Source organism: Alteromonas sp. ISO5 (assembly GCF_058105165.1).
Genome location: NZ_CM176572.1, coordinates 3609523 through 3622354, shown reverse-complemented (window position 1 = coordinate 3622354; position 12832 = coordinate 3609523). Strand labels below are relative to the sequence as shown.

Sequence of the window (12832 nt, the reverse complement as noted above, 5' to 3'; positions counted from 1 at the left end):
CTGCTAACGCAGTCTGTGCTATAGAGATAGGCAACGTTAACGACCTGATGTAGCAGAACATGGACATTCTGAAACTTCGTCATTACAGCCTCTTCTTTATTCTTTTGCTGCTGACAGGCTGTGTCACTACAATTGGCAGAAACTTCCAGAAGCTCGAAGAACCTCAGTTAGTGCTTGGCGAAACAACCGCTCAGGATATCATCGGACTGCTGGGAAAACCGACCACCACAAACACCCACAACCAGGGTACAGCCTTTAACTATATTCATCATAATCGCAATGCTAAAGCAGTTAACCCTAATGAAGTGGCATCCCGCTATCAGACTTTTAACTTTAACAACGAGGACACGCTGATTGGATATCAGTTTGGCAGTTCTTTTGTCGAAGACACTACTCCGTGTTGTTCAGTAAAGTCTAAAGACTATATGGACGATATGTTAATGAACGGTAGATAAAGAAGTTCATTATGTTTTGCTTTCGTGAACATTGGCGACCAGACAAGCGCACAGTCAGAAGCGTATTCAATGACGTTGTGTTCTTATAGTTTGTTCGTTGTCATTGTCATGCGTTCTGACTTTCGTTGCATATGTCGGGGACACTCTGAGCCGTGGCTATAGGGCGTCAGATTGACGTGCTGTGAGTGAGCGGAAAGTTTATGGCCTGAGTTCAGCCAATGAGTTTTTCTGACGGTATGGGGGTACGGGGGGGAAATGGGGCTTCATCATTGTCGATTTGGCCTCTCAGATTTTTGTAGCAAAATAGGGTAACTTATTTGAATTTTGTTTGCAGCAAGGAAAGCTGGTCGTCAATGGTAGTTAAGCCGAAGTTTTTCCTCATGTTTGACAAGGCTTGCATTTTACATTTCATATAAGCTTGCTCAATGTGATCTATATAAGTAGGAAAAAGTGAGTCGGAATGTCCGGAAGTGAAAGCAATGATGTCCAAATATCCTTTATCGGCTTTCAATTGAACGAAGTTTTTTGCATCTAGTAACTTTTGCTTGTCACGTTGAACTTTACGCTGTTCTTTATCTGTAGCGCCGTACGTCCTTTTGGCGTATAGCTTTCTGATGCCCTCAATCACTTCATCTGCCTCATAAGCAAAAGCGCATATCGTTGGTTGCCAGTTATTCGCTAAGCTATATGCTGTCCTGAATGTAGGTGTCCATAGCCCTTCATGAGCAACCTTGTTTCTTATGGCTTTGCCTACGATATATCGGCATTGTTGGTCACGAGAGAACGTGAAGCTTGAGACCTGCGGCAGAGCATCAATGACTTCCTTTATTGCTCCAGCATTAATGAAATAACTTTGAAGCTCCTTAGCAGCCTTTATGTACGAACTACTTTTGGTATCTTGAGGCTTTTTAATTTCCTTCACTGCATCAACCGCTTCCAACGATACCAGTATTCCTTGGAGTACACGGAAATAGGTCATATATAAGGCTTTCTGCTCATCAGAATCATAAGCCTGTATCTGCTCAAAATCTTCCACCTTACCCCCGATGAATTAGCAGTTGGGACCACTCAGCGGTTATCTCCTAACGACTTTACCCTGATATCGAAATATCTTCTTAGCTTCAAACAACTTCTCAAGTTCTCGCGCAGTTTCCCTGCTGTCCGTGTAGGTAATCATCAGGTAACAGTCATCCTGTAAGAACTTTTGCCTACCTTCTTCAGTAGTCAGGTCGTAAGCTGGTGCTATTGAACTATCGAAGTACAGGTGCTTGGCTAAGATGGAACGCGTTGACCGAACATCACTTGGTTGTATGTCTGTACCTTCGTGCTTGAACTTCAGGTACTTCTGGGACGACTTAGCGTGTTGCCTGAGCCTTGCTCTTAACTTTGTCGCTATGCCAACCTTCAGTGGAATACCGTCATCAGTATAGATTCGATACACACCTGACCTGTTAAGTAACTGGTCAACTTGGCTGAGCGCACAAACCTCTGCGTCATAGTCATGGTTAACTGACAGTTTACCTCGTGGCGTTAGCTTACCGTCTGTCAGTACCAAACCTTCAGTAGTTGTGTAGCCATACTGTACTGCTTGTTTCTTCAGGTCTGATGCCATGCCTAATCTTAGCTTCCCGCTATTCAATCAATAATATGGGGTACAAGTGGCCTGTGTAAAGGCTTACAGCGCTAAGATAGGTTTAAGACAATCTGCTTCATGTATCTTCTCAACGTACCGCCAGAGTTCGCTCTTATTCTTGTACTTACTGTACAGGTTGTATGTTAGTGACAACTGCTTATGTCCTGCGAGCTTGGTAGCCATTTTAGTGCTGCAACGCTTTCTATCTAATCTCACTTATCCACTGGCTAAATTTTGCTAGCGTTGTTTCATGACGTCTTTTCAACTTCAACTCATCACACATTACATCAACGGGAGAATCTGGACTCTTCGCAACCGCGTACTTGGCTAAGCCTAGCGCTTCTTCATATGCCAGCTCACTCCATTTCCTATCAAAGCCAAAAACATCCACGCCCCGCCACTCAATAAGATTAACTCGGTCTTCCGGTGACAGCCACAGCGTTGGAGAATAGCCCTCGTTCTCATTAAATCCTGCGAATTGCTCGACAATCTCACGTAGATACTCGATCTGCTTTTTACTAGTCCTGGTTAGGCCATGAAGGTTGGCAATTTCCAAAGCCAATGAGTGAAGTGTTATTCCAGGACGCTCGGATAATACTTCCTTGACTAGTGAAGTGAGTCGCTTTTTGTACTGAGGTTTGAAGTAATCGGCAGCATTTAAGGTAGTATCCTGTAAAGCTTCGGTTTCACCTTCTTCAGTAAGGCTCTCGTCAACAGCCTCACCATTCGTATTTTGAGCCAGCACATTTGTTTCTGCTTCTGCTTCTGCTTCTGCTTCTGCTTCTGCTTCTGCTTCTGCTTCTGCTTCTGCTTCTGCTTCTGCTTCTGCTTCTCGCAGTGTGGCTAGCTCTCTTTCCTCTTCAAGAATTTCTCGCAGCTTAACATCAACTTTGTCTACCGCTGACTCTGGATCGACAAAGTAGTCGGTAGACCACAGCCTCACTATATTCCAACCAAGGCTTTCCAGAACAATCTGCCTTACTCTGTCTCGATCTCTAGCGGCTGGTGAACCATGATAGGTAGCGCCGTCACACTCTACGCCAGCGATATATTTTCCTGGCTTGTCAGGATGCAGAACTCCCAAATCAACCCTGAATTTACTCACTCCTACCTGGGTCTGTATTTTCCAACCTTTCAAACGTAATGCCTGTGCAACCGCCTCTTCAAAGTCACTATCGAACTGATCGACACCATGGTCAGCAGAGGCAATTTCAGCAAGCGCGATTGGGCCTTTCTCAGCGAACTCTAAGAAGTGTTTTAAGTGCTCAACCGCTACAGAGTTGGTTCGACTTAAATCTATCATCGAAGAATCAAAGCTTGAAAATACGACTACCTCGGTTGTTGCTCGGGTAATAGCAACATTTAATCGGCGTTCACCACCGCTCTTGTTAAGTGGCCCGAAGTTCATGCTCATCGTCTTCGCTTCAGGTTCAGTCGGCCCGTATGCAAGGCTGAGCATAATCACGTCTCTCTCATCGCCCTGCACTGACTCAAGATTTTTTACAAATACAGGATCTCTGTTTTGACCGTCCTGGAAATATTTCTCTATAGAAGGGTGCTGCCGTCTTGCATCGTCCAGCAAATCCTCAATGGTGCGTTGCTGGTCAGTATTCAGAGTTACCACACCTATAGATTTGTTGCGCTCATGCTTATCCAGCAGTCTGCGAACAATTTCTTCAACGACGGCTTTGGCTTCGACGGTGTTATTTCTGCCCTTACCCTTCGCATAAATGCCGTTAACACGGTGAAGAGAAACTGCTGATTCTTTGGTTTCTGATGATGGATACGTCATCAGCGAATTCTCGTAATATTTGCTATTTGAAAAGGCTATCAATGTTTCATGCTTGCTTCGGTAATGACCCATTAGACGCTTGAGCGGTAACCTTGCTGCCAACGCCTGATCAAGTATTGATTCCAAATCCTCTTCGTCAGGATCGTCTGAATTACCCCCCGCAGAGAAGAAATTAGTCGGAGGCATCTGCTTAGGGTCTCCAACAATGATCACATTCTTGCCCCTGGCGATAGCACCAACAGAATCCCATGTCGTCATTTGTGAAGCCTCATCAAAGACAACCAAATCGAAGCCTTTAAAATCAGAAGGCAGGAACTGCGCGACAGACAATGGCGACATCATCAAACATGGGCATAGATCCAATAGTGAGTCACCGAGCTGATTGATTAAGGCTCTGATGGGAATGTGGCGTGTTTTCTTCTGAAGCTCTTTCGCGAGAACACCAAACTCTTTTGGATTATCTTTTGCGTCCTTAACAGGCTTGCTCTCGGATGCCAGCGCTACAATATAGTCACTGGTAATTTGAGCCACACGTTCATCAAGCTTTTTAAATGTCTCTATCGTTTGCTCGTGTGTAGATGCTTTGAATTGACGAAGCTCATGGTCGGCGTCAATTAGCAACGGAGCAAGCCAATAGCAGAATGCGCTTCTGAATTGTTGACCCAGCTCTTCATTATTAACTGAGCCGTTTTCAAGCGCTGAACACAGAACCTCAAGATTAACCGATAACGCCCGTTCTTTAGCTGATTGCCATTCACACCAATTTTTTAACTTATTCGCATTTGCGTTTATATCCCCTAGGCTATGTGAAACAGCCTGAAGCGACTCATTGCCGCCTACGGACACCCCCATCTCACCAAGGGAGGCGTTCGCACTTAGAAAAGCATCAAGGGCCCTTGAATAAACATTAGCGGTGGCAAAGACTTTTGACTCTTCTAAAAACTCCCTACCATCCACAAACCATTTTTTAACAGGGATCAGTATCTCAGTTGGATCGTCAGTTAGAGCCACAAGTTCTGAAATATTTCGTCTGATTTCGCTGCCCACTTCTGCCTTTTCCAGAAGAGATTCAGAGGTAGTTGCCCATCCTTCCCAGATGGAATATTTTTCAACCTGCGAAAGCTTGCTTTCAATATCTGACTTTTGCTTCTGGCAAAGGTCAATCTTTTCGATGATAGATAAGTCAGTTATCTTTTCGATGCCCAGAGAGGCTGCTTCATTGTTGATCTTCCGCTTATTGAAAAAAGCCTTCAACCAACCCGATTCAGCTTCTTGTGCTAATTGCTTCCACTGTTGAACAGGCACTTTAGATACATTTTCGCTGGTAACACCGTGGGATATTTCACCAAGCGAGCTATCAAACTGCGCTTTTAAACTTGCCAACTCATGAATTAGTTCGACACGCTCTTTAGCCCCACTATCGACGGCGAATGCAATGTTTTGCTGAAGAGCCAACTCTGCTAAGTAATTAACATTTTTCAGCGCTATAAGGTTTGCAATAGTTTGATCTATACTCTCCAGAGAAAACAGAGGAAGCAGTTCGACCAGGCTCTTTTCTGTAGCCTTTAATTTCTGCTGCCAGTCATCAATTGACATCAGAAGTTTCGATTGCCAAACGTTAGACCATTCAGTGGCGGTAACAAACCTGAATGCAGCTATATTAAGGTCGCGCACATCCGAAAAAGCCAGAGCCAACTGTTCAACCAACTCTTGTGTCGAATACAGCTCGCTTTCAGACTTTATGGGTGCCCCAGCGACATCTTGCGGCCAGCCGAGTTTTACTTTCAATGAGTCATTGTTCAGTGCAACCGTCGATATTGCATCCCGTGCAGATACCCCAAAATCGGATTTACGGTGCAGTGCTCTGACATAGTTGTTTAACTGTTCTTTCTTTTGTTTCAGCTCAGATACTGTTGCGTCCCAGGTTCGTGAGTTAAGTCCTTCTCGCTTCTGCCAGGCACTGTTGAGTTGCTCCAATACGCCTCTTTTATTCGCTTTGTTACTGTGCAGTTCAAGACAAAGGTGATCTAAACCCACTTTTTGAAGACGCCGATAGACAACATTCAGTGCTGCCATTTTCTCAGCGACGAAAAGTACCTTTCGCCCCTTGCCAATATTATGCGCGATGATATTTGCAATAGTTTCAGACTTCCCTGTACCTGGAGGGCCTTCAAGTACAAAATCTTGAGCTTTAGCAGAGGCATCGACAGCCACAAGCTGCGAGCTGTCACAGTTAAGCGGCGTATATATTTCGGCGGGATCTAACTTCTCGTCTATCTCTTCTCTGTTAACAAAGTTACTTTCCTGTGGATACGGTTCTCTTGGGTTATCGACTAAATGTTGAACAAAAGGATTTTCTTTCAGGTCATCAAGTCGATCACGCAGATCTCTCCACATCAAATATTTCGCGAATGAAAATGAGCCTAGTACCAGCTCTTCGACAAGTTCAAATCCGGCTTGCTCTTTAACAGCGTCCCGCACTCTCTGCCAGACAAATGGCACATCCACACCACTATCATCTTCAGGTAATTCATCTTTGAACTCGCTAAGATTTATGTCGTGCTCAGATTGCAGAAACTCAATTAGCGTGAGATTGAAAATAGGATCTTCTTCCTGTAACTGTTCCACGTAAACAGGAGCACGTGCACTGCGGCGAGTGAGTTTTACAGGGATCAGCAAAAGCGGCGCTTTGTAGCTTCTCGAATCTTCAGGATTTTCTTTCCACTTTAGGAACCCTAAGGCTAAAAACAGAGTGTTTGAGCCGCCCTCTTCGAGATCGTTTTTCGCTCGTCTGAACAACTCCACGGAGTTTTTTTCCAGCTTTTTGGCTGGCTGATTCGCAATCAAAACCTTATTCTGAATTTGATTGAGTGCATAATCGCGGTGTACATCAGAACCTGTTTGAAGCCTAAACATTTCACTGTCACGACTTGGATCAAAGTGAGGACTTTCTTGCGCAGAGAGGAATTTGAATTTCGTGCCGTCGGCGAGCATGTCTTCCATCTCAGCAATATCTGGACAGTAAAGCTTGATAGCGACGGCTCTGTCACTAAAGTTCAGAAGGCTATTTTTCTTTGTCAGATCTAGCAGTTTCCTAGACCATGTATCAATTCTTGTCTCGGGCGTTTCCTCAACCACTTGCTCGTCTTTTCTGACGGGAGGCAAAGGCGGAATGACTGGCAGAACAAGCTCTTCAGGACTTCCTTCTGATGTTCTTTCTTCCTTGGCTTCTTCAACTGTTGATAAAGGCTTTATAGACTGTGCCCTAGCCTGAGCAATATCGATGACCATGACAAACTCTGACTCGTTTTCTTCGGCAAGTAGTTCTCGCGCATGGTCTCTGGCCTGTTCAAACGTGACAGGGGTGTCATTAGTAATTAGCGTTGTTTCAAATAAGACCAAATCCCTGTTATCGACACGCTTTCGAATATCCTGTGGATCGTCGTTTGTGAGAATCGGCAGTTTTTCATCGATTAACCAGGCACCAACAAACGCATGCCCTTTTGTAACAGCAACAACAGAATTTAATCCCATCGCTTCAATACAGCTCGCAAACAACAATGAGGAATCGAGACAGGCAGCCGTCCGAGAATTGCTTATATCAGAGGCCAACCTAATCCTTTGTCCAGTTTTTGCAAAGCCCAGCGGGGGACTGACATATGCCAGCTTCTCTTTAAAGATGACATTCCATAGCGCGGCAAGCATCAGGTACGGCTTTTCTCGTGTATTCGATTGATACCCATCCACGACTCGCCCATAGCCCCCCTTCTCTAACGCCAGTGCACACTGCCTGACGAGAGATTCGACGTAGACACCGTTTGGCTTTACGAAAGCGGCTAATAACGCAGGCTGTCTTTCTTCTCCACCCCAGAAATTTGCTGGCAGTACATCCAGTTTAGGGTGTTGCTCTGCTAGTACATTTTGTTTGTCATCAAGTAGGGAAAATGAAAGAACATGCGTAATCTGTTCAGTTATCCCGAAAAGTTTGTCGAAAGGAAAACGAAGCTCTTTTACCTTAATGCTTATAGATTGGCCTGGCTCCAATCGATCAATCAGCCAGGTTTCTTCATTCATCCATCCTTCAATACCAGCCAGCTTAAGCACCAAAGAGCTGTACGAAGAAAGCTCTCGCTCTTCATCCTTGGGATAGCTGATACGGATAGATTTTAAAACGGGATAAGCATTTTGCTGAGCAGCGAGTGAAAAGGTGGACGTTATATCAACTGCTAACTCAACATTTCCAACAACCGGAATTTCGATACATGCATCTTTCATTTTTCGACTCCCTTCGAACAACTCCCTTTCAGAAAGAGGGATATATGTTCATTTTTACCCGCTCATTCTACGAAAGTCCAATTTGAATTAATAACCACCTACCGAAAATGTTGGCAAACCTATCATGCTTTTCTTCGAAAAAGCTCAAAACACAAACTCTAACAGAGTTTGAAAAACAGCTTGAGCAACGCTCAATAACGATTGCGCAGTGAGTGCTGTGTGAAACACAGGTGCTCACGTAGCAGAGCAGCGACGAGTCGCGTCAGCTCTGCTGTGCAGAAGGTTTACTACAACGAAGTTGTTTGTGTTTTCTGGCTAGAAAATACATTAGCTAAGCGAAGCTCGGGCATAATGCATAGCATTGTGCCCCACCCTGCCGATTTATCCTCGTGTGAATCTATTTACTTTCGACGTAAAAAAACAGGAGACAATATGAACTACGTTGAAAGAGCAATTGAAAAATCACTGACGCATATCATTGTAGCGGGAGCTTCAGATCCAGGCACTTTGGGTATGCAAATAGAAAATGCCGTTCTGGCAATTCTCGGGGCTTTTCGAGTTTCCACTAAGAGCGTATTACAGCGCCACCTGGGACTTAGTCGAGAGGCAGTGAACAAACTCGTAAATCGCATGAAGAAAAAGCAGCTAATTACTTTGCACAGTTCTTTTGCGAACAGTGATAAGGGGTTTATTTTACTCACATCACAAGGCATCAGAGAAGCTGAGTTTCTGTTGAATAGAGAGCTACACCTTCGTTCTGATTCGAGCAGAATCAATGAGCGAAATCTGATACATGACCTTTCGGTACAAATAGTGATTTTGGATTTAGCGAAACGTCAACAGATTACCGGATTCGCATCAGAGAAAGACCTCGCGATACTACTTGAAAATCGGGGCAACGATCCGCGATTGGTCGATGGATTAGTTGTAGATGCTGACACAGGATGCACTGTCGCCATTGAGATGGAGACATCGAATGCAAAGAATAAGGGTAACGGCAAGCTCCGAGAGGGTATCCTTTCAAAATATCTACAGATTTGCGAGGCCGTCTGAGATAACAAATCCGTTAGTGACAAACATTTCATTCTTATGTTCGTAGATATAGTCCAGAGTTTCTGGATTGAAATACCAGCAAACACGGAATTTGTCAGGCCACTCGGTACGTGTACTGCGTTTGAATTGATGTATAAACGTGATTTGCAGATCAGTGTTATTTGTCTTCTTAGTCATAGTTAAGTCCTCAGTTGGTAAACCTCAGAGATAACTAGTTTCGTATCAGGAGAACTTTGCTACTTCAGACCTGCATACATCTCGAATACCTGCAAAATAAACCTAGTGGATTGAATGTTGAACCAAGAAAACAATGATGTGAATCGTGAGACTAACAACTACTGTATATTGTGACAATTATGGGACAGTTTTGGGACGCTCTTTTCAAGAGCAATCAATGATTAGGGTAAGTCATTGAAAAATAGGAGAGATTGGTCGGTGTGAGAGGATTTGAACCTCCGACCCCTGACACCCCATGACAGTGCGCTACCAGGCTGCGCTACACACCGACCGAAAGAGCCGCTAAGTGTACTCATTTTTTTATCGAATGCAATGCTATATTACGATATCTGTGGTTAACTGCTTTAATACTCAACAGTTAAGGGCGTTATTGATTACGTTTTACCGGTTAAGCTGTCCTGATTGCCGACTATTTCGACAGGAGTAAATTTCACCCATACATCACCAGAGGCAACATCGAAAATGATTTTTCGATAGCCCGACTCGCCTACATGAGCCACTTTCATATCAATTTTGTTGGCAAGCAGAAACTCAAACGCCACCTGCACGTTTTTATCACCGACCGGGGTTTTCTGCACCGATGAAAAAGCGTTGGGGGGCGCATTTTTCAGAATGTTGCCTCCGCCGAAGATCTTGGCTTCAAACTCGCTTAATGAAATCTGGTAACGGGCTGCTGAACGTTTGAATAATCCAAAGCAGTCACTGCCGTACCGAGGGTTTAGCTTGTCATCAATTTCATTTTCCCTGGCCGGTAACGCAAAGTGGCACATGCCGCCGATTCGAAGCTTTGGATGCCAGAGAGTCACTGATACGCAGGAGCCGAGCAATGTATGCAGCTCAAGGTTTGCTTCGCCAAAGCAGTAATCACCGGCATGCAAATGGACTTTTTTGTCTGGTGGCATTACACCGCCCGTAATAATCGCGCGCCGATATGATTAAGCGGCAATAACAAGTCGGTGCCGCCGCGCTCGTAGGCTTCTTTGGGCATGCCATATACCACACAGGTTTCCTCGTCTTGGGCACAGGTCCAGGCGCCCGCCTCTTTCATTTCAACCATGCCATTGGCACCGTCATCACCCATGCCGGTTAAAATGGTAGCAATCGCATTATTGCCAGCATATTTGGCTGTTGAGCGAAACAGTACGTCAACCGATGGCCGATGCCGGGAAACCAGCGGGCCATCTTTCACTTCCACGTAATAGCGTGCGCCACTGCGTTTTAATAACGTATGTTTATTCCCGGGAGCAATCAGAGCCTGCCCCCGCAGCACGGCATCGCCGTTTTGGGCTTCCTTGACTTCTATGCTGCACAGGCCGTTTAAGCGTTTGGCAAATGAGCGCGTGAAGCCTTCTGGCATGTGCTGAACAATAACAATACCCGGGCAGCCTAGCGGCATCGTCTGCAGTACTACTCTGATCGCTTCAGTACCGCCTGTGGAAGCACCAATAACAATCACTTTATCGGTGGTTTCCACCATGGACGATGAGTATTGCGGGGCAATCACCGCATCGGCGTTGAGCTTTTTAGTCGGTGAAGCCGCCTGCTTACTAAGCTTTTTAAGTCGCGCTCTGGCTGCGCCTTTTACCGCATCGCAAATTCTCACCTTAGACTCTTCAAGGAATTTTCGGGTACCCAGCGTCGGCTTAACAATAATATCCACCGCCCCGGCTTCCAGCGCCTTAATGTGAGTTTGTGTGCCATCGCCTACCAGCGAAGAGCAGATAACTACCGGCACCGGGTGCTGCTCCATGATTTTATGCAGAAACGTTACTCCATCCATGCGTGGCATTTCGACATCAAGGGTGATCACGTCAGGCCGTTGTTGTTTCATTTTCTCGACCGCCGAGAACGGATCGGCGGCGGTAGCGATCACTTCGAGTTGTGGATCAGAACTGATCACTTCTTTCAGGGCTTGTCTGACTAACGCAGAGTCATCAACAATTAGTACTTTTATCTTACTCATTGTGTGCAACTCTGATAGATAGTGGGTTGGCATTTATTAAACCGTGCATTTGCATCTAATAAGGCTTCTGAATGTCCGATGCACAGCACCCCACCAGGTTTAAGGGCGCAGTGAAACCTGTCGGTAAGGTACTGGCGGTCGTTGTCGCAAAAATAAATCATTACATTACGGCAAAAAATTACATCAAAGCGCTGTCGTAACGAACCAAAGTCATCATCGAGCAGATTAAAAAAAGCAAAGCTGATATGGCGCTCAACCTCAGGTGCCATACGCACACGGTTATCATGTTTATTACGGGCTCTGAGCAAGTATTTTTTGCGCAGTGCCATCGGCACCGGAGTAATGACATCATGGGGGTAAACCCCACGCTTAGCCTGCTTCAAACAGGTTACCGAGATATCCGTTGCCCAAATTTCAAAGCGCAGGTTTTGCCATTGTCGTTGCAGTTCAAGCATTTCCATGGCCAGGGTGTAAGGCTCATGGCCGGCTGAACACCCGGCGCTCCAGATCCTAACCGGTTGCTGCAGCCGGTGTTGATTACGCAACAAAAATTCGCGTAAAAAAGTAAAGTGTTCAGGCTCGCGGTAAAAGTCGGTTTTATTGGTAGTTAACGCATCCAGTAAATTAAGCTTTTCACTCTCACCCTCCTGTGATTCCAGGGTGTAGCTGATGTAGGCGTGCAAAGAGTCAAACCCAAGCGCTTTCTGACGCTTTCTTAAGCGGGTTTCCATCAGCGATACTTTCGATACCGGTAACTGGATCCCCGCCGTTCCCTGAACAAATTCAGCCACCTTTTTACGATCAGGTTCCCGCAGTTTGTCGTACAGCATGGCCGCTACCGCTTACTCATTATTAGGGTTATCACTGCTATCCGTCTCTTCGGCTACCAGCGCTTCATCACTCACCACATCCAGCATGGCATTAAACTCCTCATCAGCCATCACTTTCTGGACGTCGAGGATCACGATAAAGTCACCTTCGTGCTTGCCCATGCCACTGATAAACCGGTTGTTCACCCGACTGCCAATACGTGGCGGCGCACTGATTTCGGTTACAGGTAATTCAACAACTTCCCGCACCGCATCGGTTAACACGCCTATGGAGACTTTTTCGCCGTCCAGTAGTATGTCGATGATCACAATGCAGGTGTTTACCGTGATATCGGCCAGGCTCATATCGAATAACCGTCGCAAATCCAGTACTGGTACTACCTTGCCGCGTAAATTGATAACCCCCAGCAAAAATGGCTGACTTCGGGGTACACGGGTGACTTTACGGTACTCAAGTACCTCCTGAATTTGCCTGATATCCACACCATACACTTCGTCATCAAGTAAGAAAGTCAGTACCTGTATACTGATGTGCGATGACAGTTCTTCATCATGGGCTACCTCACTCTGCGCTATGGTTTGCTCACTCATAAT

General features: G+C 45.5%; 9 protein-coding genes and 1 tRNA gene. 2 read left to right on the top strand and 8 right to left on the bottom strand.

Features of this window, described 5'->3' with window-relative positions; translation table 11 throughout:
* Positions 1 to 59: 59 nt before the first annotated feature.
* Positions 60 to 455: a hypothetical protein gene (locus AC2T0J_RS16235; RefSeq protein ID WP_489806816.1), complete on the top strand. Its 396-nt coding sequence runs from the start codon at positions 60 to 62 to the stop codon at positions 453 to 455.
* Positions 456 to 768: 313 nt separating this feature from the next.
* Here AC2T0J_RS16235 and AC2T0J_RS16230 read toward each other — a convergent pair whose 3' ends face one another.
* From AC2T0J_RS16230 to proA, 3 genes are all read right to left on the bottom strand, one after another.
* A complete protein-coding gene (locus tag AC2T0J_RS16230) occupies positions 769 to 1491 on the bottom strand; it encodes a hypothetical protein (RefSeq protein ID WP_489806815.1) in 723 nt (240 codons plus the stop codon).
* A gap of 39 nt (positions 1492 to 1530) precedes the next feature.
* A complete protein-coding gene (locus AC2T0J_RS16225) occupies positions 1531 to 2067 on the bottom strand; it encodes a GIY-YIG nuclease family protein (protein ID WP_489806814.1) in 537 nt (178 codons plus the stop codon).
* A gap of 223 nt (positions 2068 to 2290) precedes the next feature.
* Complete coding sequence (gene proA / locus AC2T0J_RS16220) at positions 2291 to 8155, bottom strand: anti-phage protein ProA (protein ID WP_489806813.1); 5865 nt, start codon at positions 8153 to 8155, stop codon at positions 2291 to 2293.
* Positions 8156 to 8587: 432 nt separating this feature from the next.
* On the opposite strand from proA, the gene AC2T0J_RS16215 reads away from it, so the two are divergent.
* Complete coding sequence (locus AC2T0J_RS16215) at positions 8588 to 9208, top strand: helix-turn-helix domain-containing protein (RefSeq protein ID WP_489806812.1); 621 nt, start codon at positions 8588 to 8590, stop codon at positions 9206 to 9208.
* A 429-nt stretch (positions 9209 to 9637) separates the two neighbouring features.
* Here AC2T0J_RS16215 and AC2T0J_RS16210 read toward each other — a convergent pair.
* The 5 genes from AC2T0J_RS16210 to AC2T0J_RS16190 form a co-directional block, all read right to left on the bottom strand.
* A tRNA-Pro gene (locus AC2T0J_RS16210) sits at positions 9638 to 9714 on the bottom strand.
* Between the two features lie 105 nt (positions 9715 to 9819).
* The gene (locus AC2T0J_RS16205) at positions 9820 to 10347 is read right to left on the bottom strand and encodes a chemotaxis protein CheD (RefSeq protein WP_489806811.1); all 528 of its coding nucleotides are present in this window, start codon (positions 10345 to 10347) and stop codon (positions 9820 to 9822) included.
* Positions 10347 to 11408: a protein-glutamate methylesterase/protein-glutamine glutaminase gene (locus tag AC2T0J_RS16200; protein WP_489806810.1), complete on the bottom strand. Its 1062-nt coding sequence runs from the start codon at positions 11406 to 11408 to the stop codon at positions 10347 to 10349. The genes AC2T0J_RS16205 and AC2T0J_RS16200 overlap by 1 nt, the downstream gene beginning before the upstream one ends.
* Positions 11405 to 12238, bottom strand: a complete 834-nt coding sequence (locus AC2T0J_RS16195; protein ID WP_489806809.1) for a CheR family methyltransferase — start codon at positions 12236 to 12238, stop codon at positions 11405 to 11407. The genes AC2T0J_RS16200 and AC2T0J_RS16195 overlap by 4 nt, the downstream gene beginning before the upstream one ends.
* A 12-nt stretch (positions 12239 to 12250) precedes the next feature.
* Positions 12251 to 12829, bottom strand: coding sequence for a chemotaxis protein CheW (locus AC2T0J_RS16190; RefSeq protein ID WP_489806808.1), 579 nt, complete (start codon positions 12827 to 12829; stop codon positions 12251 to 12253).
* Between the last annotated feature and the right edge of the window lie 3 nt (positions 12830 to 12832).

Bases quoted from the DNA above. Each gene is read 5' to 3' on its own strand.
- AC2T0J_RS16195 (WP_489806809.1), bottom strand. From the start codon at position 12,238: ATGCTGTACGACAAACTGCGGGAACCTGATCGTAAAAAGGTGGCTGAA.
- proA (WP_489806813.1), bottom strand. From the start codon at position 8,155: ATGAAAGATGCATGTATCGAAATTCCGGTTGTTGGAAATGTTGAGTTA.
- AC2T0J_RS16215 (WP_489806812.1), top strand. From the start codon at position 8,588: ATGAACTACGTTGAAAGAGCAATTGAAAAATCACTGACGCATATCATT.
- AC2T0J_RS16205 (WP_489806811.1), bottom strand. From the start codon at position 10,347: ATGCCACCAGACAAAAAAGTCCATTTGCATGCCGGTGATTACTGCTTT.
- AC2T0J_RS16225 (WP_489806814.1), bottom strand. From the start codon at position 2,067: ATGGCATCAGACCTGAAGAAACAAGCAGTACAGTATGGCTACACAACT.
- AC2T0J_RS16235 (WP_489806816.1), top strand. From the start codon at position 60: ATGGACATTCTGAAACTTCGTCATTACAGCCTCTTCTTTATTCTTTTG.
- AC2T0J_RS16200 (WP_489806810.1), bottom strand. From the start codon at position 11,408: ATGAGTAAGATAAAAGTACTAATTGTTGATGACTCTGCGTTAGTCAGA.
- AC2T0J_RS16190 (WP_489806808.1), bottom strand. From the start codon at position 12,829: ATGAGTGAGCAAACCATAGCGCAGAGTGAGGTAGCCCATGATGAAGAA.